The following is a 12,311-nucleotide window of genomic DNA, read 5'->3' as shown; positions in this document are numbered from 1 at the left end:
TACACACCGTCATCACAATATTACCGGCGTTGTACGCATGGTATTTGCATAGTGAAAAAGTAAACCGTATTTTTCTGTAAATCTATCCACGGGCATATGAAAAAATTCCAGTTATCCATTATGTTGTTACTTTTCATATATACATCTATCCGGGCGCAAACGATCCGGCTGGTGGTAAAAGCCGGAGATATTACCCGGTATAACAGTATCGTATATACGACCCTGCCGGAGGGCGCCGAGGAAGTAACTATGGAAGAAGTGAGTAACGGAAAGCGTATTCCCGTTAACGTTAGTGTGCACAACGGTCAGCTGTGCTGGATAATGGCCGGCACTACGCCCGCCGGTGCAGAACGGGTGTATGAGCTGAAGAAAGGTCATGCGCCGGGAGCCCCCCTCCTGAAAGCGGTGACGCAATCAGGGCATCTGCTGCTGGAAGAAAAGCAATCCCCCATTCTTCAGTATAATTACGAAACGGTGGCAGCTCCTGCGGGTAAAGATACCGTGTATAACCGCAGTGGGTTTATTCACCCGCTATGGGCGCCCAATGGTGTCATCCTGACAAACATTTTTCCCAATGCAGGGCATCTCCATCACATGGGGATCTGGAACCCATGGACACATACGCTTTTTGAAGGACGGGAAACGGATTTCTGGAATGTGCAGAAAAAAGAAGGGAAGGTGCGTTTTGCCGGCCACCTGGAAACTTTTTCCGGCAATGCCTGGTGTGGCTTCAGTGCCCAACAGGATCATATTGCTTTCGGGAAAGATGGTAGGGAAAAAACAGCTATTACAGAAACCTGGTTGGTGAAGGCGTATCCTGCCACCGATAAGGGATCCCGCCGTTTATGGGATTTTACCAGTACATTTACCCCCGCCTCCCCGAATGGTATTACGCTGTTACAGTATCGTTATGGAGGCGGTTTTGGATTAAGAACCACGGCCTACTTTACCGCGAAAACCAGCCAGGTGCTTACCTCCGAAGGTAACACCAGGAAGAATGCCGACAGTACCCGGGCCCGCTGGGTAAAAATCAGCGGCACTACGCCCAAAGGAAAGGCAGGATTGTTAATTATGAGTGATCCTGATAATTTCGATTCACCCGAACCACTGCGGGTGTGGCCAGAAGACGCGGAAGGCGGCGAACTCATGTTTAACTATACACCCACCCGCATGAAACCATGGCAGCTCTATGCCGGGTCACGCTACCAGCTGAAATATCGCATCATGGTGTTTGCCGGAGATATCACCACAGAAGAAGCAGAGGCCGCCTGGCAGGATTATGCACATCCGCCACAGGTGAGCTATCGTTAATTTGCATTTGGAGATTAGTCGCTTTTTCATTTATTTTATCGCCGTGAATGATCGGGCTTTCACTCGGTTAACCTCGGAGAAGCCTTTTATAACCCTTAACCGCCATCCTTCATGAAGAACTTATATACAGAGAGAAACCAGCACCAGATGAGAACGATGTGCCTTTTCAGGGGAAGTGTGGTGGGCTAAAATCCCATAGTCATTTACCACTTTATTCTAAATACATATACTGATGAACAACCTCGCTGAACTGAAAACAACGTTGCTGGAAATCCATGAAAGGGATAAAAAGCAAACTATTACCGCCCTTATTACTGCTGAAGTATTTGCTGTACTCGTTTTTGGCCTGATAGGCTATAGCATTTTTTCCGGCAGCAGTACGGAAACCCCCAAAGCCATTCTCTACATTTTACTGTTCCTGCCAGTAGGGGTACTGATCCCGTATATTGTAATGCTCATACAGGCAAAAAAACGCCCGGAGAAAATCATGGAGTTTGTAAACCGCCTGGAGAAGGGAGAATCTGTAAATAACGTGGATACCTATACGGACTATAAACTGACACTGCCCCTGCGCATTATCAGGATCCGCTTGTTTCCAATGGAATATGCCCACGTAAGAATAGGGCAGAGCCGCTCTTTCTTTAAGCTGCCACTATCGGCCGAAAACGTACAACCTTTTAAAGCCCTGATCAGTCAGCCTGCCCTTCACAATGTGAGTAGCATTGGAGGCAGCTCTGCCAACTGGTCATCTAACTGATAATAATTAATATCGGGTATGAAGACACTGGAAGAATTTAATACCTTCCTGGACCAGCGGCTCCAACAGGAGTTACCGGCCCTGGAAAAACGGCGTATCGCCGGCCGTAACTGGATGCGCTGGATGTGGGCAGCCATCCTGGTACCATTTGCCGTTTTTGTTTTTTTCCTGGTGAGATATAGCCTGCATACCGCTGCGGAAACGGCAGCCACCGGCCAGGCCAGTTCCGGCAACCAGGTTATCCTGATGGTGGCGCTGGTAACCTTGTTCACACTGGGAGGATACGCGGTGCGTTATTTTATGATGAAACAAAAAGGCGCTACGGCTGCGGCTGATTATGGACAGGATTTTAAAGAAAAGATCGTAAGGCCGGTGATTGCTTTTCTAAACCCGTCGTATACCTACCAACCACTCAATTACGCCAGTTACGACGAATTTACCGAAAGCGGCCTGTTTGCCCGGAAAAATTATACGATTACCGGCAATGACCAGGTGTATGGTAAACTGGGCGATATGAATTTCCAGTGCTGCGATCTCACGGTAACGCATATGCCGTTGGTGACCTTAAGGGGACAAGGCCCCGACGTTGTTTTTTGTGGCAGTTATTTTATCGGTCAGTATCCCCGTTATTTCAGTACCCCGGTATATATCCTGTCGCGCAGTACCACGCTGGAAAGCTGGTTTAGCGCCGGCACCGCCGACAATGGGTTTATAGAAACCTGGAACCTGGGTAAAAAAGTATTACCCGCCGACAGTACTTTCAATAAACTGTTTATGGTGTATGCGAAAGACGAAAATGAAGCGCAGCAGTTGCTCACGCCTATATTAATGGAGAAATTAACCGGACTGCAGGAACGCTCCGGCGCTAAACTGTTCATCTCGTTTTACAATAACCGGGTGTACGTAGGCATCAGCCATGGAGTGGATTACTTTGAAACCACTTTACATAAATCCCTGGAAGACCGGCAGCTATTGAAGAACTTCTACCTGGATTTTGCATCCATGCTACAGCTCGCAGAGGATCTTCAGCACAATACTACTATCTGGACCAACCATACTTTCTCCCGGTTGTAGATACGCGTGACTATAATTCCTGCGATAAAACTGCAGGAATATTATTTGTTTTTTAGGAGACAATAAATCTATAGTCCGTTAATAGGTAGATATCCTCCCCATATTTTTCCTGCCAAAGAAAGCAGCACAGCGCATTGCAGGTGTCATTTTTAAAATTTAAATAATATGTTACGGTATTTTTTTATATTCGCTGTAATCCTTTGCTGTAGTATATTATAGGCGATGGTGTATACGAATAATATATGATTAAGGGTTAATTATTTCATCTTGGGCGAGTTTTTTTTAAGTTTGATTTCGCTGTATAGGTTTTCGCTGTATCTTTACCACGCCACGCAAGAGATGGCACCCATATAGAATTTGTAATTGTTAACTTAATTATTAGAAAAACCTGGTATCACCCAAATGACCCTGTCAACATTGACCATATTCGGCCCTGCATTGCAATCTGCCATAAGGATAGCAACAGCCATTGCAAAAGAGTATCATCATCCGCAGTACACGCCTGCGCACCTGTTGCGTGCCTGTTTACACCGGGAAACAGGATTAACAGCTGCTTTACATGAAATGGATATCGATGTATACTACCTGGAAGAGTGGGCAGAAGTGCGTTTGGACGAAATGCCAAGGGCCTCCCGCATCCCCGATGAACCGGAACCGGATGAGGCTGCAACGGCTGTATTACAGGAAGCCATCAATATAGCACAGGAGAACGACCAGGCGGAGGCAGATGCCTGGAGCCTGCTGATCGCGCTGTGTACGCCTGGAGTAGGTTTTTCCTATGAGCAGCTAAAAACATTTCCCTTTACCCGCGACCAGCTGAAAACAGCCGGCAAGAAGGGAAAGGAAGGAGCCCCGGCTATCTCCGCCAATGGCAAAAGTATTAAGCCGGGCGCACTAAAGTATGTATATCGCATTACAGATCCCCAGCTGCTGAAAACTTTCCACCCGGTCATTGGCCGCGATGGCGAAATCAGGAGTATCACGGAAGTGCTTACACGAAAAGACCGGGCCAGCGTATTGATCATAGGAGAAGGAGGGGTAGGTAAAACCTCGCTGGTAGAAGGCCTTGCACGGGCTGTCGTACAAAAACAGGTCCCTTTGTCTTTACAGTCCTCCGACGTATATGCCCTGGATTATGGCGCATTTATAGCGGGGGCAGCCTATAAAAATGAACTGGAAGATCGCCTGTTGCAGGTAATCCAGCAACTGAAGCAAACGGGCAGGCATATACTCTTTATTGACAACCTGCACAGTTTGCTGGACAAGCAATCTGGTGGCGGAATGGCCAACGTGATGAAGGCAGCTTTGGGAAAAGGTGAAATTATCCTGATCGGCGCTACCACGCCGGAAGGATTCCGTAAGCTGATAGAGCCGGACGCCATCCTGCGGCACCGGTTTGAAACAATCGCCCTGTCAGAGCCGGATGAAACCCTGGCTACCCGTATGATACAGGCCGTGATTCCCGTGTACGAGAATTTCTATCAACTGAAGGTATCACCGGAAAGTATACACGAATCTATCCGCTTGTCGCGCCGCTACCTGAAAGAAAGATGCCTGCCAGACAGTGCCATTAATCTCCTGGACCGTACCATGGCCGCTATACGCGCTATGCATGATACCGGCCCAACGTTGTTACAAACATTGCAGGCAGAGTTTACGGCACTAACCGGTAATGATCCCTTACAGATGGACGACCTGCAATGGTTCTACCGGCAAATGACAGAACGCCTGGGCGCATTACTGTCTGCTCGTTTATCTGCATCGGCCGATATACATAAACTAACCACCACACCGGAATTGCAGGTAGCCCTGCAACAACTGCTGGAGCAGTTGGCTACCATTGCCGCGGCACAGCAGGAGGAAGTAACCCCGGTGGACCTGGCCACCATGATAGCTTCCATTACCGGCATTCCTTTGGGAAAAGTGCAGTCGGAGGAAAGAGCGCGGCTGGTGAGTATGGAAGAACACCTGCGCAAACGGGTAGTTGGCCAGGATCATACACTCAAAGCAGTGGCAGACGCCATCCTGGAGTCGAGGTCCGGCCTGAGCAGACCTGGGCAACCTATAGGTTCATTCTTTTTCCTCGGACCCACCGGTACCGGTAAAACGGAACTGGCCAAGTCGCTGGCTGATTTTCTTTTCCAGGATGAACGCAGTATGATCCGCTTTGATATGTCTGAATTCAAAGAAGAACATGCCGCAGCCTTGTTGTATGGCGCTCCTCCGGGATATGTAGGGTATGAGGAAGGAGGATTGCTGGTGAATAAGATAAGACAACAGCCCTATGCGGTGGTATTGTTTGATGAGATCGAAAAAGCGCATCCCTCTGTGTTTGATATCTTCCTGCAGATCATGGATGAGGGAAAGCTGCACGACAGGTTGGGGAAGACCGGCGATTTCTCGAATGCGTTGGTGTTGTTTACGTCCAACATTGGCAGTGAAGTCATTGCAAAATCTTTCCAACAGGATATCATTCCCGGATCAACGCAGTTGATGGAGTTGATGGCTAAACACTTCAGGCCAGAGTTCCTGGGCAGGCTTACTGAAATCATTCCCTTTGGCCCTATCCAGCAATCAAACGTGGAAAAGATATTTGATATCCATTTACAGCATTTATTACAATTGTTGCAACAGCAGGAAATTAGTTTAACCGTTACCGAAGCAGCCCGGCGCCACCTGGCACTGATGGGATATTCACCTCAGTATGGCGCGCGCCCATTGCGGGAAGTGATACGGGGACAGTTGCGCAAACCATTGTCGCGCATGATTATTAATGGTAATCTCCGGAAAGATATGTCGGTAACCCTCGATATAAAAAATGATCAGTTAGACTGGACCATAAATTGATGATTGTCAGATTCCAAAAATTTAAATTTTATCTCAAATGAATGACAACTACGGAATTGGCGGCACAGAAGTGAAGCTGGACGCCAACGAAGCCATCGCGGAAATTTCGCATAACCGTACCTTGTTTGCTGAAAAGTTAACCCAGCAGGCGCCTGTTAAACCTGAAATAGTGGAAGGGCTTACTTCTGTAGAAGCTGTTTTTGAACATTTCAAACCAGCCGTGAACGTAAGCTTCCATGATGCAGAAGGCCGTACCGTGCCTGAAAAACTGCAGTTTCATCACCTGGGGGATTTTGGTGTAAAAGGTATCACCGCTCAAAGTGCTTTCTTAAATGACCTGGCTACTGAAAAAGAACAGTACCTGAAAATTATGAGGCAACTGAAAACAAACAAGATCCTCAAATCCGCCCTGGCAGATCCCGATGCCCGCAAAGCGATACTGGGAGCCATTCGTGGCATGATGAAAGACCTTAATACCAAATAATTAACAGTTCCCTATCCAGGAACATAACCTCACTGATTATGGCAGAATTACAGAAAAACCAGGAGCCGCAAAACGAAAGCCTGTCTTCACAAAAACAGGAAGTTAACCTCGTAGAGAATATTGAAGAACTGGCAAAATATGGCGGTTTCGACCTGTTGGAAGCTGCAATTGAAGGCGCGCAAAATCTTAACCCCGATCGTAAAGCGCGTCGTAATATTTTTCTGACCGAAGCCGGAAAGAAAACAGAAAGAGATAAACTCAAGAAAGTACTGTCACTCTGGGAAAAGGTATTGTCAGAAACGAATGAGCTGCCCGAAATGGTAGACTATTGTACCTCCCATGCGGAAGAAGCAGAGAAAGTATTGTCCACCAATCTCGGGGAAGCTGTAGATGCTACCCGCGAACTGGAACAGTCTTACCGCAACGTGGCGCTCTTCTTTAAAAATACGGAGTCCGACAAGGTGAAGAACGTATCGTTTATCAACGTGGAGCTGGAGCAGCTGAAAGACCTGGATAATACCCGGTTTATCGACGCGGTGAGCATGGAGCTGGTCAACAACTACGATCGTCTGGATCTGCGCAGCAACTACAGCCTGCTGGTGATACCAGGATATCTTGGTTCCAATAAAGTAATAGAAAAATGGGCGAAAATAGCCCATGAAAATAAAGCCATGCTGGTAACAGATTTCGCACACCTGGATGCGCCGGATGATGTGATGGAAATGTTTGAACTGGCTAACCTTACCGGTGGCGAAATCCACCGCTCCAACGTGATCATGGCTTGTAACTGGCTGGTAGGCCGCGGCAAGTTCGACGAAGTAGGAGAGCAGGATCACCTCTATGTACCGCCATCAGGTGCGCTCGCAGGGAAAATTTATAAAACCCTCATGTCGCAGGTAACTGCCGGTAAAAAATTCGGTGGTATGAACGAAGTAGATGGGGTGAAATTTGAGCTGAAGAAAAGCGAAATCGCCAGCCTGGAAAAAATGGGCCTGGTGCCCATGGTAAAGGAGTACGGCAAGGTAATGGCCTTCAGTGCCAAAACGCTGTTTAACGGTGATAACCTGGGCTTGCAAACCTATTCCGTAGTACGGGTATTCGACTTCGTTACCAAAGTGCTGATGGACTTCCTCAACCGCCGCGCTTTTGAAAACTTCAATGCTAATACACGTAAGGACCTGATGAAACAGATTATCCGCTTCCTGGATGGTATCACCGGGCCCGATAAACTCATAGAAGACTTCAATATCCGCCGTTTTGAACAGGATCCGGTACAGAAAGACCGTATCCACCTGGATATCCATCTGAAGCCCTATTTCCCTGCCAAGAACTTCCTGATCAAAATGGAGGGTCAAAAAGGCGATGAAGCTACAGATTGGGATACTACCTACGAACAGGATGGCAAATAGTCGTCAACGGTCAGCTTTAGGCCTTTAACGGCATTTTAAGAGTGCCTGTTGACCACCGGAAGCTGACCGCTGAAAATCCCTAAACATGATTCAGTTAATATCTTAAGGCTAAAATGCTGACGAAACGATGAAAAGAGTGCTGTGCAGTTTACTGCTTTGTTTGTTAATTACCGGGACTGGTTTCACTGTCATGGCCCAAGCGGGTACAGACAGTATCCTGACCACCAAAGGCGCTGTTACCCTTATTACCTCCGGCGCACCCATCAGTACTTTCCAGATCGGAGACGGAAAGAATACCGATTATGACTACCGCATTGTAGATGGCAATATGGTATTCCTGCGGCCTGTTACCGCTACACCCCGGCCAACTAACCTGATTGTCAGGGAAGGTGAAAATATACATTACATGATCATCGCCTTCCGCGATAAAGTAGACCTGGCCCGGCTGAAATACACCCTGTCCGGCAAGGTCAGGACTACCGGAGCTATTACCACACCGGAAGCTGCGCCACAGGAACCGCGTGCCGGCAGAGGGGAAAGATTGTCAGATGACCTGGCTAACCTGCCGGAAGAAAGCGGCGTAAGCCTCATCAGCGTGGATACGGTGACTGTAGGCAAAATCGCAGATGACTTCGGGCATGATCATAAAGTAAATCACCAGTATGAAGTAAAAGTGGACGGTGTAAGCGTGGGTTATGCCCAGGCCATGACACTGAATAAACTGAACTATTTTAGTTTCCGTATCCGCAATAAAGGAAAGGAACCTTTTGAGATAGTGAAGGCCAGCTTGCTCCATAAGGAAAAGAAGGACACTTCCCTGCTGCATACCATGCCCATCCTTTACCGGAAAGGGCCTTCCGTTATCGCGCCTAAAGAAGAGGCCAGTGAAGTGTACGTGGTGCCATCCAAACAGTTTAGAAAGGAAGATGAAGTGATTGTGGTATTACAAACCACAGAAGGTAAACAGCAACTGGTGTTATACATTCCCGTAACCGTGCTTCCGAAATATATGTTGGCCAAACAATGATACAGCGGTTTGTTCTGATGGTATTGTTGCTGCTGGGTATGGCAGCGCCGGGCATTGCCCAGCAGATTGATTTCTGTGGAGAGGTGGTGCCTATGGAAAGGGACTTTGTTTCTTTCCGGCTGATGGATATCATTAAGCGCAACCTGCGCTACCAGGGTTATCTTCCTGCATTACGCATGAAGGCGGAATTATATTTCCCGGTTATAGAACCTATTCTTCAGCAATACAACGTACCGCTGGACTTTAAATACCTGCCCATCGTAGAAAGCGGTTTAAGCAATGCTACTTCCCCAGTGGGCGCCCAGGGCGTGTGGCAGATCATGCCGGGCACCGCAGCGGAACTGGGGCTTACCGTTAGCCCCGGGTACGACGAGCGTAATCACCTGATCAAGGCTACCCATGCAGCCTGCCGCCTCTTACGCCAGTTGCACCAGCAACTTAACTCCTGGACATTGGCTGCAGCAGCGTATAACGCCGGCCCGGGCAACATCTCCAAAAACATAAAACGACAGGGAAGCAGCGACTATTACCAGTTGGTGCTCAACAACGAAACGGCGCAGTATATCTATAAGATCATTGCGATCAAGCAACTGTTTGAAAGCCCGGAACTATACATGCCGGGCTTTGGCTATAATGTATTTGCCAAATCCACCAACAACGGGTCGGTGTTTGCCACCCCGGCGCCGGTTAGTAAAGCGGGCGATAAGGATTTTAATAATATTCGCATAGCCATTGGCCGGTCAGCCGCTGTTCCCAAACAGGGCGTAACGGTTTACGCCGCCCGCTTACAGCATTATGCCACCTTCGAAGACGGACAGCTGGTCAGCATCCAGTTGCTCGATGATTTGCAGGCCAATGGCGTATACATACGGAAAAATTCCAGTCTCTCCGGCAAGGGTTGGCTGGTAAGCAACCGGGTTTATGTAGATCTTGGATTCGGTAATACGGTAGTGCTTTGTGCAGCAGACGGAAAAAAAGGCATTCCCGCCGATTTGCTGAAAACCGGTGGTAGTGTACAGTTGCGTAGTGCGAATGATAACAGGAACATTAGCCAGGTGAGTGGCCATGCAACGGCTGTTTTAGCAATACGATAATATTACCTGTACGGCTTACGGCATCAATACTTCATTGATAAAAACCCGGTACGGGAAAGTATTAGTGGATTTCTCTTCCAGTTGCAGCAGCAACTCCTCTTTCATATACTGAAGATTGGCAGCAGGATACCTGTCGGTCGGTTGTACCAGGGAAATGCGGATATCCAGGGTACGGTTGTAACCCGCGCCGTTGCCGGGTTGTAGTGCTACCCCTTTCGTAATGTTGGCCGTTTTCATTTCTTCGCCATAAATAGTGCGGCACAGCGCTTTCATATCTTCCGGCGTTACAATGCGGTTGTGCGACAGCAGGTGAGAGCGGTAAAGATTTATTTTTTCATCGATGTTTAACCGGTCTTTTCCTCCCTGCGTATTGGTCAGCAAGGTAATGCTATTGGGACGGGTATGAATATTTCCATATTCCAGCAAGCGGGTGCCCATGCGGATGTTATTGGCAGTGGTACCATTGGTGGAGTAAAATTCCAGGAAAATATATTCCGCGTTGTCTTTCGGTTTTACCATCACATAGGGGATATTCCCTTTATTGGCGCCAGGCTGCAATTGTTCTTCCAATGAAGCAATCAGCTGATGCAGTTCCCGCATACGGTTGGTTACGTAGTCGTTCTTCACTTCTTCAAACAAGGAGCTTTCATCTCGGATCACTTCCACCAGGTAGGCGATCACTTCTTTGGCTTCACGGGTATCGAAGCGGCCAATGCCGCTGCTGCGGATGACCAGCTCTCCCTCCTGCATCTGGCCGGCAGTAGAAAAGTTACGTATGTAATAATCGGTGCCTTCCAGGTCGTATACTCTTTTGATATCGAAGAAGATATCTGGTGTTTGCAGGGGAATAATATTGAGATAACGATTCAGTTTCATGGACTGCTCGTTATTTTTTTTATTGATCACCGGGAAGCAGTTGATGCTGCAGTAGAGGTCCTCCATCAGGGTATGATGCAGTGCCTCGGGGAATTCAATACGTAGCCAGTAAATATCTTTTTGTATGCGTTGGCTATCGGCGCCGAATATCCTGCTGAGTTGTTCCGGTAGGCTGGTGGCTACTGGCGCCTGGGTATCCGTGATGGTTACAAAGTGGCGGCGAAACCGCTGGAGAATGTGCTGGCTGTACCGGGCGTTGTTGTTAACTGCTACCTGTACCATATTGTCTACGTCTTCTTCTGCCATATTACGGCTATGGGCATAGCCACTTTTGATCGCCAGCTCGCGGTTATTGGCGAATATCCTGGCGAGGGGCAGGTAGTGATAAAACATTTCCTGCTGGTGGATATTACGAAGATCAAAGAAGAGTGACATGCCTTCCCAGGAATGGGGAACATCTTCCATGGTCAGGCCGATCCACAGGTGGTTGGGAGGGGTGTCGGGAGATAAATGTCCCTGTAACACCTGTTCCTTAAACCAATGATCACGGGCTTCAAATAATTTGTTGCCGATGACCAGGTATTGTACCTGTCCCCGGAAAAGGCGATGATTAGTAACGGGGGAAAAGAAGATATCGTGGGTGTGGCTGCCGCTTTTGGTATGATGGTAAAACTGGTGATCGGCGTGAATGTCGGCCACCGCTTCAGTGGCCATGGCGTGCAGGATGCCATAGGCGGGCTGGGCGCTGGTAATGGGTTCCGGCATCATGATTTGCGCCAGTCGTTCCACCAGTCGTGCATGCGATACGTCTACTTCCCCGGAAATTTTTTCCAGTTCGCTGGCGCAGGTTTCCAGTAACAGCTGCACAACCGGATCAAAAGAGGTTTCCACTTCCGCATCGGGATATCCCCAGAGGCGGGCAGCGGTTTTTAACATTCTATCCTTTATTCGTTCTTTCTTTTCTTTCATGAGTGGCGGTTAATAAACAAATGATCAATCGTAGGATAAGGGGCTAATATAGAAGAAACTGCTGTACTGGAACGGGTTATTATTTTTGCTGATGCTGCCGGTAACGGTCACGCGTATCTTCTTTTTCATTTTACGGGTAGCCGGCAGGAGTAACTCTTCCTGGTTTACAGCGGCTACCACCCTTATCTGTGTGATTCTTTTTTCATATCGTACAATGGATGCTTTCACCGCGTTTTCTATCTGTTCCTTCACTTCATTGTTGGAGGCTTTGATATCAAAGTCGCTGTCCCACCACTGGCAGCCATATTGGGGATCATCTTTGTTTTCTCCCAATACGGTCGTGATCAGCAGGTGGATATGCTGTTCGATAGACTCTTCCAGTGTGATGGCAGGCATGTCTTTTTTCTGCAGCAGCTGAGAAAAGTCTATCGGAAGTTTATAATATTTTCCTTTCATGGATGAC

The 12,311-nt window shown here is 48.0% G+C and carries 10 protein-coding genes; 8 read left to right on the top strand and 2 right to left on the bottom strand.

From position 1 onward, the window contains the following. Positions 1-96 precede the first annotated feature (96 nt). The 8 genes from FHW36_RS19825 to FHW36_RS19790 all read left to right on the top strand — a co-directional run bounded on the left by FHW36_RS19825 (position 97) and on the right by FHW36_RS19790 (position 10,003). The gene (locus FHW36_RS19825) at positions 97-1,311 is read left to right on the top strand and encodes a DUF6807 domain-containing protein (RefSeq protein ID WP_145671331.1); all 1,215 of its coding nucleotides are present in this window, start codon (positions 97-99) and stop codon (positions 1,309-1,311) included. A 232-nt stretch (positions 1,312-1,543) separates the two neighbouring features. Then, the gene (locus tag FHW36_RS19820; RefSeq protein WP_145671330.1) at positions 1,544-2,068 is read left to right on the top strand and encodes a hypothetical protein; all 525 of its coding nucleotides are present in this window, start codon (positions 1,544-1,546) and stop codon (positions 2,066-2,068) included. A gap of 18 nt (positions 2,069-2,086) precedes the next feature. Continuing rightward, complete coding sequence (locus FHW36_RS19815) at positions 2,087-3,142, top strand: DUF3137 domain-containing protein (protein ID WP_145671329.1); 1,056 nt, start codon at positions 2,087-2,089, stop codon at positions 3,140-3,142. A 402-nt stretch (positions 3,143-3,544) separates the two neighbouring features. Next, positions 3,545-5,989, top strand: coding sequence for an ATP-dependent Clp protease ATP-binding subunit (locus tag FHW36_RS19810; protein WP_145671328.1), 2,445 nt, complete (start codon positions 3,545-3,547; stop codon positions 5,987-5,989). A gap of 37 nt (positions 5,990-6,026) precedes the next feature. After that, positions 6,027-6,473 carry a hypothetical protein gene (locus tag FHW36_RS19805; RefSeq protein ID WP_145671327.1) on the top strand — a complete coding sequence of 149 codons (447 nt, stop codon included), beginning with the start codon at positions 6,027-6,029 and terminating at the stop codon, positions 6,471-6,473. Positions 6,474-6,511: 38 nt separating this feature from the next. Then, positions 6,512-7,882 carry a DUF5458 family protein gene (locus FHW36_RS19800; RefSeq protein WP_145671326.1) on the top strand — a complete coding sequence of 457 codons (1,371 nt, stop codon included), beginning with the start codon at positions 6,512-6,514 and terminating at the stop codon, positions 7,880-7,882. A gap of 127 nt (positions 7,883-8,009) precedes the next feature. Beyond that, complete coding sequence (locus FHW36_RS19795) at positions 8,010-8,909, top strand: hypothetical protein (RefSeq protein WP_145671325.1); 900 nt, start codon at positions 8,010-8,012, stop codon at positions 8,907-8,909. Further along, positions 8,906-10,003, top strand: a complete 1,098-nt coding sequence (locus tag FHW36_RS19790; RefSeq protein WP_145671324.1) for a transglycosylase SLT domain-containing protein — start codon at positions 8,906-8,908, stop codon at positions 10,001-10,003. The genes FHW36_RS19795 and FHW36_RS19790 overlap by 4 nt, the downstream gene beginning before the upstream one ends. 15 nt (positions 10,004-10,018) lie before the next feature. Here the strand turns inward: FHW36_RS19790 and FHW36_RS19785 are convergent, their stop codons facing one another. Both FHW36_RS19785 and FHW36_RS19780 read right to left on the bottom strand, forming a co-directional pair. After that, positions 10,019-11,848, bottom strand: coding sequence for a type VI secretion system baseplate subunit TssF (locus FHW36_RS19785; protein ID WP_145671323.1), 1,830 nt, complete (start codon positions 11,846-11,848; stop codon positions 10,019-10,021). A 24-nt stretch (positions 11,849-11,872) separates the two neighbouring features. After that, positions 11,873-12,304 (bottom strand): GPW/gp25 family protein, encoded by a 432-nt coding sequence (locus tag FHW36_RS19780; protein WP_186452536.1) that lies wholly within the window; start codon positions 12,302-12,304, stop codon positions 11,873-11,875. Between the last annotated feature and the right edge of the window lie 7 nt (positions 12,305-12,311).

The organism is Chitinophaga polysaccharea (assembly GCF_007829335.1).
Taxonomy (GTDB): Bacteria; Bacteroidota; Bacteroidia; order Chitinophagales; family Chitinophagaceae; genus Chitinophaga; species Chitinophaga polysaccharea_B.
Note: the sequence above shows the minus strand (reverse complement) of the source record. Positions and strands in the feature narration are given on the sequence as shown.